Raw genomic sequence first — 16479 nt, 5'->3', positions numbered from 1 at the left:
GCCCATAGGGCCGTCATTCCGGAGCGGTTGTATTGCAAGGCCGGGGGACGTTCGTGGAGGTAACCCGCGCCTGCGGTGTCGATGACAGGACGCGGATGTCCTCACGCTCTGGCGGCTCCGCTTCGTTTCGTGGTCCCGACTGCAGCCGAAGTCGGGACCACGGGGCACCACATGGTCAGCAACAAAAAAACTGGTCTGCAGCGACGGAGGGAGCAGATCCACCTACCAGTGGGCGAATCCGGTGGCGAGCCCACTGGCCGGACCTCAGAGGCACAGAGAGGTCGCCGACCACTTCTTGTTCATCTCGCCTGCTGAGTCTGCGGCGAGTTCGGCGGCTGAGACCAAAAATGCGACTCCGCTGCCGGTTGACGGTCTCGCGGGTGCGCCGTAGGTCCTCAGTCCGCGTGCTGTCCCTCCACCAGGACGCGGACGGTGTCCAGGCGCTGATCCGTCGCGTCGGGGAGCATCATGCCTGCCTGGGCGCCCGTCCTCAGGTAGCGCAGCACCGGCTCTTTCAACCGCTCGCCGGGCAGGACGGCGGGGATGCCGGGTGGGTACGGAGTGATCATTTCGGCAGCCACGCGCCCCGCCGCCGCATCCAGCGGTACGTCTTCGACGGTGCCGAAGTAGGCGTCGCGCGGGAGGCATGTCTGCTCGGTCCGCAGCTCATCGGGAGAGGGCAAGTCCACCGGCCGTGCGGGAGGCAATTCCCCTGCGCGGCTGGCGAGTTCGTGCAGTGCTCTCAGGAGGGGGCCGGTCGTCGACGCGTCGTCCGCGTGGGTCAGCTGCGTGCTGATCCTGCGGTGGTCGGCGAGATGGACGTCCACATGATGGTGTTCCCGGAGCCAGTCGGCGGCCTGATATCCGCTGATCGACAGCCGGTGGAGGTCGATGACGACAGGGAGCGGATCGAAGTCGGCGGCGCGGCCCGGACCCACGTACTCCTCGCGACCATCCACGGTCAGACCGTCGATGGCATCGATCTCGTTCCGTACGTCGTCCGCGAGCTTCAGTGCTCCACCGATCAGCTTCTCACCCGAGAGGACCATCTGACGCCGCCAGCCGTCCATCCCGGCGTAGACGAGGACCGATGGACTGGTGGTCCCGAGCAGGTCGGCCCGGGACTTGAGGACGGCGGGGTCGACGAGATCTCCTTGCAGGTGGAACACCGACCCTTGTTCGAGGCCGCTGCCCATCTTGTGGATGCTGGTGACACAGATGTCGGCTCCGGCGTCCATCGCCCAGGCGGGGAGCTGTGAGCAGAAGGGCAGATGCGCTCCCCACGCCTCGTCGACGATCAGCGCTCGATGCTGCCGGTGACACACCTCGGCGATTCCGGCGAGGTCGGCGCACGCGCCGTACGGGGTGGGGCTGGTGACCAGGGCGCCTCGCGCTTCCGGGTGGGCGGCGAGCGCCTCCTCGAACGCGGCTGCGGAGGGCGGGTGGGCGATGTGCCGCTCGGTATCCCACTCGGGGTCGACCCAGATGGGGCGTACGCCGGAGAGGATCAGTCCGGACACCACCGATTTGTGGGCGTCCCGGCCCACCAGGAGTGTTTCGTGGGGGCCGGCCACCGCGAGCATGGCCGCCTTCACCGAGAGGGAGCTTCCGCAGGTGGAGAGGAAGGTGTGCTCCGCCCGTACGGCGTCCGCCATGAGGGCCTCGGCACGCTCGAGGATGTGGTTCGAGGCATGGCGGTCGTCGAGGCCGCCGAGCGCCAACACGTCCGAGCGGAAGACCGGATCGCCGAGAACCTTCAGGACCTCGGGATCTGTCCCGCGGGCCTGTTTGTGGCCGGGCGGGGTGAAGGGGAGAGTCCCGGCTGCGTGATAGCGGTGCAGAGCCTCCAGGACGGGTGCTTCGGAATGATCCATGGCTTACGGGTGCCCGTGGGGCGGATGGACTACCCGCCGACTCCGCAGCTGCCCTTCACCAGCATGAGGTGACACTGTGCGGTGGTGGAGAACACGGTGTGTGGCCGAGCCCCCCGGCAGCTCCACGGCCCCCTTTCCCCCTACTCCTGGGCGAGCATGCCTTCACGCAGTCGGCGGAAAATGCGGGTGAGCAGGCGGGAGATATGCATCTGGGAGAGGCCGAGTTCAGCGCCGATCTGGGACTGGGTCATCTCGCGGCCGAAGCGCATGTCGAGGAGGAGGCGTTCCCGCTCGTCCAGTTCAGCGATCAACGGCTTGAGTGCCTCGATGTCCTCGACGCGGCCCAGTGCGGGGTCGAGGTCGCCGAGGCAGTCGGCGTAGGTGGTCGATCCCTCGTCGCCGTCGTCGACCGGGAAGTCCAGGGAGCAGGCGGTGTATCCGTTGGCTGCCACCAGGCCTTGGCAGACTTCCTCCTCACCGATCTGCAGGTACGCGGCGAGCTCGGCGGGAGTGGGGTCCCGGTCCTGGTCGTGGGCGAGCTTCTCCGACGCCTTGGCGATGGCGATGCGCAGTTCCTGAAGGCGCCTGGGGACGTGGACGGACCAGGTGGTGTCGCGGAAGTGCCGCTTGATCTCGCCCCGGATGTAGGGGAGGGCGAATGTGGCGAACTCGACCTCGCGGGAGAGGTCGAAGCGGTCGATCGCCTTGATCAGACCGATCGTGCCCACCTGCACAACGTCTTCCCGTTCCTCGGACCGGTCGCGGAACTGGCGGGCCGCGAACTGCACGAGGTTGAGGTTCAGCTCGATCAGGGTGTTCCGGGCGTACTGGTACTCCGCAGTGCCCTCCTCCAGCTCCGAGAGCCGGTCGAAGAACACCTTCGACAATGCCCTGGCATCCCGCGGAGCCACAGCGCCCGGGTTCTCCACCAGAGGCAACGCCTCTGAGTCCGGATGCGCCGTGCAAGGTGTCAGAGCCTCGGAGGTCGCATGCTGCCGGACTGTCGTCATGGGGACCGCCCTCTCTAGCTCGAACCGGTCTCGGGTGTTGTTCCACAGGGCCATCACTGGGTCTTCGCACTCAACGCTGTCGCGGGTGGCCGTCTGCCCGCCGGTGGGGGTCGGAGGAGCAGGAGCCGCGCGGGTGGTGAAAAGGCAAAGCGTGTCGGACAGTTCAAGCACACGGCGAACGATGGGACTGATCGCCCGCAGAGACACAGCCTTGCCCTCTCGCAACGCCAGCTGCCGTATGGCGAGGAGGACCTTCACGCTGGAGAACGCCCAGAAGGAGACCTTGCTGAGGTCGATCTCGATTCCGCGGGCAGAGCAGTTCAACGCCTGGGCGAGCGACCTCTGGAGTGCATCTTCGCAGGCGATGTCGATCTCGCCGCGCACGACGACGACGGTCTCTCCCCTGTCGGGAGCTGCGTATATCCCCATCAGGCAGGGCGGGCCGACCGCCGCGCCGACCGGCTTCCCCGATTGCGGCTTCGCCCCCCGGGCGCGTTCCGCCGCCTCTTCCCAAGCATCCACCCCGCTCGCCCTTCCTGGAGTCCTCTCTGCGCCGCGACATCCACATGCGCCGCGTGATGCACGAAATATATGTCATGTATTTGATGTCGGCCAAGGGGGCCCCTAGGATCTGCCGTATGGGAGTGCCTGACCCGCACAGCGGATGGACGTTCATCACCAATCACGCGCGCGTGCTGGCCGCGATCGCCGATGACCCGAACGCCCGCATCCGCGACATCGCCGCTCACTGCCGGCTCACCGAGCGTGCCGTCCAACGGATCATCAGCGACCTCGAGCACGAGGGGTACTTGTCCCACACGCGCGAAGGCCGCACGAATACGTACCGGATCGAGCCCGGGAAGGTGCTGCGACACCCAGCTGAAGCCGGCCTCACCGTGGCCTCGTTCCTCTCCCTGCTCGTCCAGGACGAGGCTCGCCGCACGGGCGAGCCGGCGTCGCGGGCCGACGCGTAGCACCGGCCGAGTCCGGCTGATTGCCCTCCCCGTCTCTGCTGGACCTGTACCGGCGCCAGGGAAGGGAAACCTGATCCGCCTCAGCTCCGCCAGCTCATGCCATCGCCAAGGGCCGCCGACGCTCCTCAGCTGGACCGTCGTGAAGCTTTGATGCTTTCGGTCGGTCGGATTACTTGCCATCCAGACCTGCGGCGCAACCGGGAGTTCGGGCCGTGGCCGGAGTATCCGAGTCGTTGGTTGATGACCGCGAACAGCCCTTCAGAGCTCCCTTTGAGAGCCCAGGTCTTGGGCGATATGAGCCAGCGTGCTCCAGAGAGCCTCACATGGCACCTGCGTTGCTGGATTCACGGCAGTTGGGGCAGATGTTCCCGAAGGTCAGCGAAAAGAATCGATCGCTGGCAGCCTTTGGCAGTCAAGATCAGTCACCTGTGCGCTCTTGGTCCAGAAGGGCAGACTGAAGCCTTACGCCCCCCTACTGTTGCGCCATGAGCCTGATCGACGGCTGCCCGCCGTCCGCGGATTGGATCGCCAAGGACATGGAGGCGATGCTCCGGGAGTGCGAAGCGCTCATCCTGTCCAAGGATGAGCTCATGCGCCGCCTGCAGGAGACCATTGAGACCCTTCGCCGTCAGATGGCCCAGGCCTCCGAAGAGCGCGAACAGGCAGTCCTCCAGCGTCAGAAGGCCGAAGACTGGCTTGGCGGGTTTCAGGCGACGCTTCAGGAAGCGGCAGTTCTAAAGGCGTCGCGGACAACGGCACCTGTCCAGCTCAAGCTCGTACGCCCCGCACCGGAGCCCGAGCCTGCCCCGTCACGGCCAGCTTCACCGGTTCGGATCGGCGGCGCACGTTCGATCGCAGCCATGCAGATCATCAGCGGCGACCCTCGGCGGGCGTGGAGTGCATCGGAGGTCGCACAGCTCCTCGAAGGAGACGTTCGCGGAGCTGTCAGGCGAACCCGGTGCCTCCTGGAGTACCTGCAGCGACTGGCTGTGCTGCGCAAGGTCCACAGCGAGGACCGAAAACGGGCGTACTACCGGCTCGCGGTCCCGTGGGAGGCGGCCTAGACGAAGGCTGTCAGCATAGGCGACCGCCGCACCCGAGCACGGCCCAGGTTCCTAGGCCACACCGTGCAGGGGGCGGCGGTCTGAACAGCGGCTTGGCCGCCACCTCCGACGCTAGCGGCTCACTCGGGCGCGTGCGGGGTGATCGGCCGTATCCTCCACACTGAATGGTCGATCAGACATGCCATTTTCCCTGCTCCGTTCGAACCATGGCCCAGTCGCAAACGGCCTATTCGGCCCTGCTTCATTTGCGGGCCGGCGGCGGCTGTCGCCGGACGCCCTTCTCGTCGGCGGGCCAGTCGATGTGACGGGGCCAGAGCATTTCGCCGAGCGCCGCCTCCAGGCTTGCCAGGGTCAGGATGTCGGGCCATGTTTCGCCCCGCAGAACGTATGTGATGACCTGCCGGTTGACGCCCGCAGCGGACGCGAGGGCATTGGCGCTCAGCGCCTGCCGTTCCATCGCTTCCGACAGCGCCCGGGCGATCGCCTGGGCGACCTGCGCAGGCCGGTACCCGTCCATTACCGCGTACGGCCAGTCAGCGTCGAGCGCGTACTGGAACGGCTTCTTGTTCCGTCTGGTTCCTCCAGGCACGCGACCAGTGTGACGGAGGGGTCGTCAGGATGCGCAATCACATCCTGCATGCTACTCAAATAGCAAGGCCGTGTGTAGTCGACGCTTCACGCCCGCTCCTCGACAGCACACGTCCGGGCTGGGCCACAACATGGAATGGAGGTGAGCGGGGATGGCTCAGGGGCGATCCCAGTTGGAGCCGGACGAGCGGCTGTTGCCCATCAGCAAGATGCGTGCCGACGAACAGCTCCGCGTGATCCGAGCCGCTTGCTCGAGCACCGCATCGTTCGTCAACGCGACCCGGATCGCGGAAGCGACTGGGCTGGATGCGAAAAAGTGTGGGCTCGTCCCAGCCTTTCTGCTCGAGACCGGCCTACTGAAGAAAGCCGGGGGGCATTTCTCCCGGTACAGGCCGACGGCGACAGGCGCCCAGATCGCTGCTGCCTGGCAGGAAGGCGACGAGTCGGGCTTACGTGCCCTGCGGTCAGCTTGGAGCGACCAGTGGTTTGCCCTCACCCTGAGGGACCGCTTGCAGCATGGCCCGGTACCACGTGATGGACTGGTCGCCCGGCTCCTCAAGACAGCGCGCGCCGAAACGCGGCGCATGCGCCAGGCAGAGGTCTTGCTCGATCTCCTCGTTGCCGTCCGGATGGTCGCTCCGGATAGCGACGGTTTCATGATCTGGCGGGACAGCCCCGTCCATGGCACCCCGCATGCTCATGACAGAACGGACGACACCGCCACACCGTCCCCGCCCGGAGATGCACACGACGACGGCACACCGGATGAAGGCGCCCGTTCCGACTCGAGCTCACGCGCCCAGCCGGAATCGGAGACTCACCACAGCGAGTCGGACACCAGTACGCAGGGCGCTGACATCCCGCCCCCTCGGCAAGAGTCGGTGGGCCCCAGTGCGGCACCCAGCTCCGATGTCAACGCCGACTTGGACCTGCTGGCCCTGCTGTGCCCCCCGATCCTCTTGGCGGACCTGATCCGCCTGAGTCCGGAAGAGGTGATGCAGCTGCACGGACATCTTCGTGGCCTAGCCACCCTGACAGCCAAGCTCAGGGGGCAAGCCGCCCTCTGACCACCTGAGAAACGGTCCGGCAGCGCCTTTATCCCTTGGCCAGGTTGGCGCTACCGGACCCCACCTCCACCCATCGACCATGCGGCGTGGCCGCACGGAAGGGGCTTCGGCATGCCCTCACACAAGGAGAGGAACGCTGCCCACGGTAGCGCGACCTCGCAATGCAGCGGGTGGGAATCACCCGCACGGCACACAGCGTCGGCAGGCTCCCATGACTAGGCCCACCGTCAAGCAGGCGCTCCTGCAGGTGTCCCGTGTATGGAAGCGGCTCGCGATGGACGGGGAGATGAGCATTGACACCGTCGACGAGTACATCGAAGTCAGTGAACGGCTCATCGACTTTGCTCTTGCTCACCAGGCCACGCGGCTCGACGAGATCACCCCGGCCCTGGCCGAAGCATTCGTCAATGCTCCGGGTTACGACCGGCATCGAGGCGAAATCGACACTCCGGCAGGAGGAACGCGCCGGCAGCGGCGCTCCGCTGTCACCTCCCTCTTCACGCACGCCCGCGCTCTCGGAATGACCAAGGCTGCACCGCTGGTCGACTCCGCACCCATCTCCCGCAGCCCTCGTCGGCCGGGGGCGGACCTGCAAGCCCACGAAATCGCCCAGCTCCAGTTCCATTCCGAACGAGGCATGCCTGGCACCCGGCACGCAGCCCTGCTCGCTCTCCTGCTCGCCGGCTTCTCCAGCGCCGAGACTGGAGCCGCCTCTACCGCCGATCTTGAGCTCGCGACGGGTGTGGTGCACACCCCCGGCTCGACCCGCACTCTCGCCCGGACCTGCCCACTGGACGAATGGGGACTCCGCGTCCTGAGATTGCGCGCCGCCCACCTCGGCAAGCGCGGGCCAGGACCGCACCAGCTCGTGGCCAGTGCCGCATCTGCTCCCAACGTCGTGCAATCCAGCGTCGGTTCGGGATTCGGGGATATCGCGCGGCGCAGCGGTCTATCCACACACGCTCGCAAAGTCGAGCCCCGCGACGTCACCCGTTATGTGGCCCGAAGGATCTTGAATGAGACCGGACAGCTCTCCGAGGTCGCCCGTCGCCTGGGTCTGTCCTCCCTGGACATCGCTGCCGGGCTGGCCGATCTGCAATGGCGCACGGGAGGCAGCGCCGCATGACTGCCCCTAGGAAGCGCACCAGGCGCAAACTCGTCAAGAAGAAGCCCGATTACGTCCTGACGGCCATCCCGGACGACACCTTCGGAGCGGCAGCCGACCCCGTTCCGGCCAAGAGCCCCGAGGCCCCGCCGCTCACCGCGGACGAGCGGTTCGAGCATCTCCTGGACAACCCCGACCTCTACGCTGCCGCGCACGCCCTCCCCGGTCCCGGTCTCGTTGGCCGTCCCGCTCATCATCCGCCCATCGTGTATCTGATCTTCCTCTGCGCGATCTCCCTGTTCGGCTCCGCCAGAGCGACGGCTTGCCACCTCCAGCGCCCGCTCTGGTGGGACCTCGTCCGTGCAGGCATCCGTCGTCACATGGGTGAAGAGATCGCCGACGGCCTCCTTGCTCTTGGGCCCAGCAGGGGACAGTGGAACTACTTTTTCCACAAGAAGCTCAAGCCGGTCTTTGAGGAGGTCCGTGACATCAGCCGAGACCTGTGGATCCAACAGGCTCTCGACCACGGAATGATGAGCGAGACGGGGACACGAACCAGCCGGAGTTACCCCGCACGTCACCAGGTCATCCACGCAGATGCCACCGTTGCCTGTCCGCCCTCCTCCCAGCAGCATCGCGAGACGGTGGACAAGGTGACCGGCGAGATCCGACGCCACCGCGTTGATCCGGACGCAGGCAACACCGTCGAGGGCGGTGGCGCCCGCGTCTACGGCAATAAGTTCCTCTCTGCAGCGGTCCGCCTCGCAGACACGCCGCACAGCCGAGTCATCTTGGGCATCGAGTCCATCCGCCACAAGTCAGCCAAACGCGATCCTCAGCGCAAGGACGAAGGCACCGCCTTCGTCAGCCTCGCCAAGCACATCCTCAGCCGAGCCCCGGGCCTGCGCGCCATCACGTACGACAACGCCATCCGCGGAGTTCACAGAGCCCCGCTCATCGCCGACGGCCTCGTCGTCTTCACCACCCAGCACAGCGGACTCGCGCCCGAGTCCCTCCACCGATACGAAGACGGCCCCTGCCGCCACGACCTCTACGTCGTCGAGGGACGCGTTTGCCTTCGTCGCATGGCCGTCGACGGCGCCACCCGTTACAGCCCGCTGCCAGTCGAGGAGCTCGAGTGCCGGGAAGGGAAGCGAACCCGCTTCTACCACCGCCTGACCATCCCCTGCGCGGTGAAGAAGCACACCACCCGAGTCCGAGTCGATGAGACCCCAGAGGACCGCGAGATCGACCCGTCGACCAAGCGGCAGCGTTTCAACCGGACTGAACACCTGAGGCAGGTCCCGCCGGACACGCACGCTGGCCGGCGCCTCAAGGGCTTCCGCCAGGACAGCGAGTCCCAGCACTCCCGCTTCGACCAGAGCTACCCCCACAAGAGAGTCCCTGCCTACGGCGCCCACGCAGCCCTGCTGATCTACATCGGCTACGCCTGGCTCAGCAATTCTGTCGCCCGAGCCAAGATCACCCAGACTCTCGCCGCCTGAGGCTGTGCCCCATATGCACGTCTTCGGATCTTGCACTACCCGCTACACTGACCGCGGTGGCTGAGCCTTCGCTGGCCGCCATCGTGGCCTGTCGCCAGGCGTGTCTGAACGGTCTCAGAGGGAGTCCGCAGCGGTCTTCCGCGCCAGACTTTCAGACACGTTTTCCGACAGATCCCGGCAAGGCAGTGTCTTAAACGCGGGTCACTCGGTTAGATGAGCGTGGACACCAGAACACCCCGCCCTATGGGGGGACGCTCGCCAGGATTCGACGCCGAGCCTGCGCTGAGCACGGTGAAGGTGCCGTGCGACCCGGCTCAGGTCATCGTCAACCACGCGAGCTTCCGAGTGCAGCTCGCCACGCCGGTGCAGGCCGCGAGCGGCAGACGAACGCTCGTGGACACCGCGCTGTTCGCCGGTGCGCTGCCCGCAGGCGCAAGGACCCGTACCCCCGCCGCCCTCGGCTCCGCCGTCAAGCGCCGCAGCCCCGTGGTGTGGAGCGGCCGTACCGAGCCGGGCGACCCCGCCGCGGGCCGGCTGCTGCAGGCCGTGCGGAACCACGGGGTGGGTCTCGGGACGGAGCCCGGCAACGACGCCGGCGCCACCACGCAGGTGCTGCCGCGGATCAGCCTCGACGACGCGCCGCCCACGGTCATCAGGCCGCGGCGTCCGGAGAGCGACGACACCGCCCTGCTGCGGCCGACGCGGCCCGGACACCGCGCGGGCAGTCTGATCCCGCCCGTGGACCGGGGCGACGACGAGTACGACGACCACGACGCCTACGAGGACGACCGGTTCGCCGCAGACGAGCGCTCCGGCGGCCGTCGTCACGCGGACAACGTCCGCCACGCCTACTACCCCGGCCGCCGGATGAACCTCGGCGTCGTCCTGCTCCCCCTGCGCATCTTCCTCGGCCTGATCTCGGTCTACGCGGGCATGGGCAAGCTCTGCGACCCCGTCTACTTCGACGGCGGGGACCGCGGCTCGATGGTCACCTGGCTCTCCCGCCTGGAGCCGTGGGCCATCGCGTCCCCGCTGCGGGACTTCGCGGTCGCCCACCCGGTCGGTGCCGGACTCACCGTCGCCTTCCTCCAGGTCGTCGTCGGGGTGCTGACGATCTTCGGTCTCTGGCAGCGGCTGGCGGCCTCGGTCGGGGCGCTGCTCTCGGCCGCGCTGCTGGTCACGGTGAGCTGGAGCTCCGGACCGGCGTACGAGGCGCCGGACATCATCTACCTCGCCGCGTGGAGCCCGTTGGTGATCGCGGGCGCCCCGGTGTACTCGATGGACTCGCGGCTGGCGGGTGAGGCATGGCGCAAGCTCGGCCCGCGCGTCACGATCTGGCAGCTCCGGCGCCGGGTGCTCCGGCGCGGCACGCTGATGGCCACGGTCGTCGGCGGACTGACCCTGCTCGTCGGCTCGATGCTGGGCGGCGCGGTGCGGTCGACCGACATGACGACCGTGCCGGGCCCGACGGACGCCCCGCGCAACCACCTGCCCGGGTCGCCGCTGCCGCAGGAGCCGGGCGAGGAGAAGGCCTCGCAGGGGCCCACGTCGGCGGGTACGGGCTCGCCCGAGGCCGGCCGGAGCAGCGCCGGCCCGTCCGCCTCGTCCGGCGCCACGACGGGCCCCGGCGCGGCGCGCGAGCGGGAGACCGCGGGCACGGGGCAGCAGCCGGGCCAGTCCCCGTCCGGGCAGAACGGCAGCGGGGCGGCCGAGCAGCCCGCGGCTCCCGCGCCCCCGCCGAGCCGTACGGCAGGACCGTCGTCCACGGGCGGCGGTTCCACGAACCCGGGTGGCGGCTCGGGCGGCGACGGCGGTTCGGGCGGCGGCGGCTCGGACGGCGGTTCCGGCGGCGACGGCGCCCTCGGCGGCCTCCTGGGCTGACCCGTCCGGCCGCGGCCGTCCTGAACCGGCGCCGTCCCGCGCAGTCGCGTGGGGCGGCGCCGGTCGTCGTGTACGGGGTCGGTCGTCGTGTACGGGGGGTCGTCGCGTACGGGGTCGGTCGTACGCGGTCGCTGGTCGCCGGGGCTGCTGCCGTATCGCCGACTACGGGGCCGAGCGCGGGCGTTGGGACGACCGGGGCGGTGTGCTCGCCCGGCACCGACCGTAAAAGAATTGGTCTACACCTTGACGTACTTGGTGCAGACCAAGGAGCTTGGATGCTCTCAATCCCCCACAGCGGCCGCCGTGTTGGGACCCTGTTGTCCCGGCCTGTTCGCGTGCGGTTCGCGAGACGAAGGAGTGCTCAAGTGCCGAGGAAACGCCTCCTGGCGTGGCTGGCCGCCGCGGTGGTCGGATGCGCGCTCTTGGTTGTCATGCCTATGACCTCCAGTGCGGCCCCGAAGACACCGCGCGCGGCGGACTTCGTGGTGAGTGAAGCCCAGTTCAACCAGATGTTCCCGAACCGGAATTCCTTCTACACGTACAGCGGGCTGACGGAGGCCCTGAGCGCGTACCCGGCCTTCGCTGCCACCGGCAGCGACACGGTCAGGAAGCAGGAGGCGGCGGCGTTCCTGGCCAACGTCGGTCACGAGACGGGCGGTCTGGTCCACATCAAGGAGCAGAACGAGGCCAACTACCCCCACTACTGCGACCCGGGGCAGCCGTACGGCTGCCCCGCGGGTCAGGCCGCGTACTACGGTCGCGGACCCATCCAGCTCAGCTGGAACTTCAACTACAAGGCGGCGGGCGACGCGTTGGGCATCGATCTGCTCAACAACCCCTGGCAGGTGGAGCAGAACGCCGCCGTCTCATGGAAGACCGCGCTCTGGTACTGGAACACCCAGACCGGGCCGGGCGCGATGACGCCGCACGACGCGATGGTGAACCAGCGCGGCTTCGGCGAGACGATCCGCAGCATCAACGGCAGCCTGGAGTGCAACGGCGGAAACCCGGGCCAGGTGCAGAGCCGGATCGACGCGTACAAGAACGCCACCGGGCTGCTCGGCGTGGAGCCGGGCGAGAACCTGAGCTGCTGAGCGACGGCGTGGCGGGCGCCCCGGACGGCCGGTGTCGTCCGGGGCGCTGCCGCTGCAGGGGTGCTGGGCCGCGGGCTCGCAGGCGGCTGCTGTGGCCGACCGTACGCCGTTGGTGCGCGGCGACCGCTGCCGTGCGGTCGCCGCACCGGCGGTCAGCCGCATCCGCACCCTGAGGACGCCGAAGCCGGTGCGGCGGCCTGGGTGGTGCAACAGGCGTCGCCGGTGGCGCCGGGCACGGTGCTCGGGCCGAGGGTGCCGGCGTCGGCCTTGACGACGTAGACCTCCCACGGTTCCCTGCCGGGGCCGTGGACCCAGACCTTGTCCTGGAGGGCGTAGCAACACGAGGTGTCGTTCTCCTCGAAGGTGGCCAGGCCGGCGTCCTTGAGCCGGGTGGCCGCCGCGCCGACCTGGCCGGTCGACTCGACCTCGACGCCGAGGTGGTCGAGGCGGGTGTCCTGTCCGGGCTCGCCCTCGATCAGGACGAGCTTGAGCGGGGGTTCGGCGATGGCGAAGTTGGCGTAGCCCTCGCGACGCTTGGCCGGTTCGGTGCCGAAGAGCTTCGCGTAGAAGTTGATCGACGCCTCCAGGTCGCTGACACGCAGGGCGAGCTGAGCGCGAGACATGGTGAGGCTCCCATCTCTGTGTATTGATGTTCTTCGATTCAAGATTGCGCCCTGGATCGAAGGCTGTCAACATAGAGGTATGTCGAATCAAGGGATCGTCGTGCCGGACCGGGGCAAGGGGACCGCCGCATGCTGCCCCGGCCTGCTGACCGCCCCGCTGGACGAGGGCCAGGCCGTCGAGCCGGCCGCGGTGTTCAAGGCGCTGGGTGATCCCGTACGGCTGCGCCTGTTGTCGATGATCGCTTCCCGGGCGGGCGGTGAGGTCTGCGTGTGCGACCTGATCCCGGCCTTCGGCCTGTCCCGGCCGACGATCTCGCACCACCTCAAGCTGCTGCGGCAGGCCGGTCTCATCGACTGCGAGCGACGCGGGACGTGGGTCCACTACTGGCTGGTCCCGGAGATGACCGACCGCCTGGCCGGCATCCTGACCCGGCCCGCGGGCGAACCGATGCCCGAGCGCACCGCCGCGGCAGCCGGAGCCGCCTCGTGAGCCCGGAACCCATGCGTGACGCCGCTGTGCCGTCCGTGCTCTTCGTCTGCGTCCACAACGCCGGGCGCTCACAGATGGCCGCGGCCTTCCTCGCCCACTTCGCGGGCGACCGCGTCGACGTCCGATCCGCCGGCTCCGCCCCCGCCGGCAGCGTCAACCCCGCCGTCGTGGACGCCATGGCGGAGGCCGGGATCGACATCGCGGCCGAGGTCCCGAAGCTGCTCACCGCCGAGGCGGTCGAGGTCTCCGACGTGGTGGTCACGATGGGCTGCGGCGACACCTGTCCCGTCTTCCCCGGCAAGCGCTACCTCGACTGGCAACTCCCCGACCCGGCCGGGCAGGGGGTCGATGCCGTACGCCCCATTCGCGACGAGATCGAACGGCGTATCCGGGGCCTGATCGAGGAGATCGCCCCGACGGCACAACCGTGAGGACGTCACCGGGAGTTCGCATCGTGGCGCCGGCCGGGAGCAATTCCTGGTGGATGCGGCTACTGGCATGGTGTATTCGCGGGCCGGAATTCTGAAGAACTCCCGCCCTCGCGCAAGGGAAAGGGATCCCCCGCCGCGCTGAATGCCGTCCGCAGGCATCGTGTCTTCCCGGTGGAATCGCGTAATGAATGCAGGGGTGCTGGTCGAGCACAGTCCGGATCGACGCGCCCGCACCCGCCTGGCGCTCGCGGAGCGAGCGGCTTCCGGCTCGTGCGCGGCACCACAGCCGACGTCGCGGCAGGCTCGCTGCCACGCCGATGACGCGGATGGTGCACGCCCTGTTCCACCCGGACGGGCCCTCTTTTATGCCCGCTCGCCTATATCACCTTTCAACATTCCACCGTCATCCTTCATTGGCGTGTCGGGCGGCAATTCCGTAGCCCCGCCTTGTTAATCTGCGGTCCGAGAAATCGTCCACAAAGCACTCAACGCGCCAGCTGGCGGACAGGAATTTCCTCAGCCGGATACTGGCGGATTCCGGTCGAGAGGAATACGGACCATGAACGACTTTTCTCGTCGCCGCCTGCTCAAGGCGACGGCGGCAGCCGGTGCCGGCTCGGTCGTGCTCCCAGGCGTGGCGGCCGCAGGCGCCCCGGCCGCGAGCGCCGCGACCGGAGCCACCGAAACCGTGCGGTGCGCGCCGGCGAAACTGACCGGCCGCATCGTCCGCCCCAACGACCCCGGGTACGCGGACGCGAGCCTCGGCTGGGACGAGCTGTTCGTCCACTATCCGCTGGTCATCGTCTACGTCCAGAACACCCAGGACGTGGTCAACGCCCTCACCTGGGCGCGCCAGCACGACGTCGCACTGCGGGTGCGAAGCGGCGGCCACAGCCTCGAGGGCTGGTCGAACGTCGACAACGGCATCGTCATCGACGTCAGCGAGTTGAAGGGCGCCGACATCGACACCGAGGCGCGCATCGCCCGGGTCGGCGCCGGACTCAACCAGTTGGAAGCGGTGACCACGCTCGCCAAGCAGGACCTCGCCGTGACGACCGGAACCGAGGGCAGCGTCGGCCTCTCCGGTGCCACGCTCGGCGGCGGCTTCGGCTTCCTCACCCGCTACCTCGGCATGGCCTGCGACAGTCTGATCGGGGCCGAGATCGTCGTCCCGTCGGGCGACGAGTGCGCCAAGGTCGTCAACGCGGACCTGAAGGACCACGCGGACCTGCTCTGGGCGCTCCGCGGCGCGGGGAACGGCAACTTCGGGATCGTCACCTCGCTCACGTACAAGGTGACCCCGCTGAAGAGCGTCACTTATGTGCAGGCGACGTGGGACGGCCTCGGGAACCTGCACGGGGTCTTCGACGCCTGGCAGCGCACGGCGCCGGTCGCCGACAACCGCCTCGGAACCCAGGTCGAGATCCACCGCAACCAGATCCTGCTGTTCGCGGTGCTCGCGGAAGGGTCGGAGGCGGAGGCGAAGGAACTGCTGGCCCCGATCCTGTCGATCGGCACGCCCGAGGTCTCGGTGCAGACCGGCAACTGGGGCGACATCTATGCGGGGTTCCAGATCCCGACCGAGGACGAGCCCGCGAACTGGAAGTTCTTCTCGCAGTTCACCAGCGAGCCGTTCCCGAGGCGAGCGATCAGCGTGATCGCCTCGTTCATGCGGGACGCCCCCACCGACGACAGCAACTTCTTCACCCAGGCCTTCGGCGGGGCGGTGCGGAGGCCGCCGCGCGGCGGCACCTCGTTCCCGCACCGTGACGCGCTCTTCTACTCCGAGCCGGGCGCTGGCTGGGGAACGCGCGGGGAACCGGACAGCGGCGACGAGCTGACCCCCGTCGCGCAGGCCTGGATCGCCGAGTTCAGCCAGGCGCTCCGGCCGTACGTGAACGGCGCGTACGTGAACGTGCCGAACGTCGGTATGGATCAGTGGGAAACCGCCTACTGGGGATCGAACTTCGACCGGCTGCGCCGGATCAAGGCGAAGTACGACCCGCAGAACGTCTTCCAGTACGAGCAGAGCGTCCCGCCCGCGTTCGGCTGACCGGCCCGCGCGCCCGGGGACTCCGGACGCCTGACGCCCCGGACGATCCTTCGTCCGGGGCGTCGGCGCTGTCGGGGCGTGAGCCTGACGTGACGTGACGGGGGGCCGGGCCGTCAGGGCATCTCGGTGAACGTCGGCTCGTCCGTGGTGAAGAAGGACTGCGTGACCACCATGAAGACGACGCAGACGCCGATGAAGACGCCGAGGAACACGAGCGTCCCGACCATGCGGGCGAGTTCACCGGAGCCTTGCGGCGGGATCGCGGTGGCCCGCTCGGGCCGGTCGGGCGGGTAGTGGACGACGACGGTGTCACCCACGACCGTGGTCGTGGGGCCGTTGGTCTCCTCGAACCGCACGGGACGGCCCGTACGGTCGGTGAACTCGTAGACGTGGTGCTGGGTGGAGCGGACACGGTCGCGGTTGCCGCTCGTGGTGACGTACGCCCGCAGGCAGTTCGCCTGTGCGGAGACGCCGCTCGTCCAGGCCGCCTTGAGCCGCAGATAACGCCCCAGGGCCCGGGCACCCCACAAGAGGCCGACCGCGATCATCAGGGCCGGCACAGCCATGAAAACACCTTCGAGCACGGAACCTCCCTTGCCGTGGTCCCCTCGCAAGACGCGGCGGACGGCCGTTCCGTTCCGTCCGCCGGGTGTTCCCTGCCGCGGCTGCGGGCCGCGGTCGGCCACCTCCTGGGGCACACCGAAGCTTTCCGGGGCACAT

Annotated in this window: 15 protein-coding genes and 1 pseudogene; 10 read left to right on the top strand and 6 right to left on the bottom strand. The window is 68.4% G+C overall.

The window, feature by feature from the left end:
- Nucleotides 1-395: 395 nt before the first annotated feature.
- The 3 genes and pseudogenes from ABZ822_RS02585 to ABZ822_RS02575 all read right to left on the bottom strand — a co-directional run.
- Entirely contained in the window at nucleotides 396-1874 is a 1479-nt protein-coding gene (locus ABZ822_RS02585) for an ornithine decarboxylase (protein WP_360845949.1), read from the bottom strand.
- A gap of 140 nt (nucleotides 1875-2014) precedes the next feature.
- Nucleotides 2015-2884: an RNA polymerase sigma factor SigF gene (locus ABZ822_RS02580; protein WP_360846968.1), complete on the bottom strand. Its 870-nt coding sequence runs from the start codon at nucleotides 2882-2884 to the stop codon at nucleotides 2015-2017.
- A 141-nt stretch (nucleotides 2885-3025) separates the two neighbouring features.
- Nucleotides 3026-3313 (bottom strand): annotated as a pseudogene (locus ABZ822_RS02575) (STAS domain-containing protein); the annotation flags it as partial.
- 209 nt (nucleotides 3314-3522) lie between these two features.
- On the opposite strand from ABZ822_RS02575, the gene ABZ822_RS02570 reads away from it, so the two are divergent.
- The gene (locus ABZ822_RS02570; RefSeq protein WP_360845947.1) at nucleotides 3523-3858 is read left to right on the top strand and encodes a helix-turn-helix domain-containing protein; all 336 of its coding nucleotides are present in this window, start codon (nucleotides 3523-3525) and stop codon (nucleotides 3856-3858) included.
- Nucleotides 3859-4343: 485 nt separating this feature from the next.
- Nucleotides 4344-4922, top strand: coding sequence for a hypothetical protein (locus ABZ822_RS02565; protein ID WP_360845945.1), 579 nt, complete (start codon nucleotides 4344-4346; stop codon nucleotides 4920-4922).
- 241 nt (nucleotides 4923-5163) lie between these two features.
- On the opposite strand, the gene ABZ822_RS02560 is transcribed toward ABZ822_RS02565, so the two are convergent.
- The gene (locus tag ABZ822_RS02560) at nucleotides 5164-5511 is read right to left on the bottom strand and encodes a helix-turn-helix domain-containing protein (RefSeq protein ID WP_360845943.1); all 348 of its coding nucleotides are present in this window, start codon (nucleotides 5509-5511) and stop codon (nucleotides 5164-5166) included.
- Nucleotides 5512-5662: 151 nt separating this feature from the next.
- Here ABZ822_RS02560 and ABZ822_RS02555 point away from each other — a divergent pair, with 151 nt between their 5' ends.
- The 5 genes from ABZ822_RS02555 (at nucleotide 5663) to ABZ822_RS02535 (ending at nucleotide 12162) form a co-directional block, all read left to right on the top strand.
- Nucleotides 5663-6577 (top strand): hypothetical protein, encoded by a 915-nt coding sequence (locus ABZ822_RS02555; protein ID WP_360845941.1) that lies wholly within the window; start codon nucleotides 5663-5665, stop codon nucleotides 6575-6577.
- 286 nt (nucleotides 6578-6863) lie between these two features.
- Nucleotides 6864-7703, top strand: a complete 840-nt coding sequence (locus ABZ822_RS02550) for a hypothetical protein (RefSeq protein ID WP_360845939.1) — start codon at nucleotides 6864-6866, stop codon at nucleotides 7701-7703.
- Entirely contained in the window at nucleotides 7700-9187 is a 1488-nt protein-coding gene (locus ABZ822_RS02545) for a hypothetical protein (RefSeq protein WP_360845937.1), read from the top strand. The genes ABZ822_RS02550 and ABZ822_RS02545 overlap by 4 nt, the downstream gene beginning before the upstream one ends.
- A 243-nt stretch (nucleotides 9188-9430) precedes the next feature.
- Nucleotides 9431-11068: a DoxX family protein gene (locus tag ABZ822_RS02540; protein ID WP_360845935.1), complete on the top strand. Its 1638-nt coding sequence runs from the start codon at nucleotides 9431-9433 to the stop codon at nucleotides 11066-11068.
- A gap of 431 nt (nucleotides 11069-11499) precedes the next feature.
- Complete coding sequence (locus tag ABZ822_RS02535; RefSeq protein WP_360846965.1) at nucleotides 11500-12162, top strand: chitinase; 663 nt, start codon at nucleotides 11500-11502, stop codon at nucleotides 12160-12162.
- Between the two features lie 152 nt (nucleotides 12163-12314).
- On the opposite strand, the gene ABZ822_RS02530 is transcribed toward ABZ822_RS02535, so the two are convergent.
- A complete protein-coding gene (locus ABZ822_RS02530) occupies nucleotides 12315-12785 on the bottom strand; it encodes an ArsI/CadI family heavy metal resistance metalloenzyme (RefSeq protein ID WP_360845933.1) in 471 nt (156 codons plus the stop codon).
- A gap of 79 nt (nucleotides 12786-12864) precedes the next feature.
- Between ABZ822_RS02530 and ABZ822_RS02525 the strand changes: the two genes are divergently transcribed.
- The 3 genes from ABZ822_RS02525 to ABZ822_RS02515 all read left to right on the top strand — a co-directional run bounded on the left by ABZ822_RS02525 (nucleotide 12865) and on the right by ABZ822_RS02515 (nucleotide 15759).
- Nucleotides 12865-13275, top strand: a complete 411-nt coding sequence (locus tag ABZ822_RS02525) for a metalloregulator ArsR/SmtB family transcription factor (protein ID WP_360845931.1) — start codon at nucleotides 12865-12867, stop codon at nucleotides 13273-13275.
- Between the two features lie 11 nt (nucleotides 13276-13286).
- Nucleotides 13287-13706: an arsenate reductase ArsC gene (locus tag ABZ822_RS02520; protein ID WP_360845929.1), complete on the top strand. Its 420-nt coding sequence runs from the start codon at nucleotides 13287-13289 to the stop codon at nucleotides 13704-13706.
- Between the two features lie 559 nt (nucleotides 13707-14265).
- On the top strand, nucleotides 14266-15759 hold the full coding sequence (locus ABZ822_RS02515) for an FAD-binding oxidoreductase (protein ID WP_360845927.1): 1494 nt from the start codon (nucleotides 14266-14268) through the stop codon (nucleotides 15757-15759).
- Nucleotides 15760-15872: 113 nt separating this feature from the next.
- Here the strand turns inward: ABZ822_RS02515 and ABZ822_RS02510 are convergent, their stop codons facing one another.
- Nucleotides 15873-16325, bottom strand: coding sequence for a DUF3592 domain-containing protein (locus tag ABZ822_RS02510; RefSeq protein WP_360845925.1), 453 nt, complete (start codon nucleotides 16323-16325; stop codon nucleotides 15873-15875).
- Nucleotides 16326-16479: the final 154 nt, after the last annotated feature.

This window comes from Streptomyces sp. NPDC047108 (assembly GCF_040643575.1).
Taxonomy (GTDB): domain Bacteria; phylum Actinomycetota; class Actinomycetes; order Streptomycetales; family Streptomycetaceae; genus Streptomyces.
This window is presented reverse-complemented; position numbering and strand designations above follow the sequence as displayed.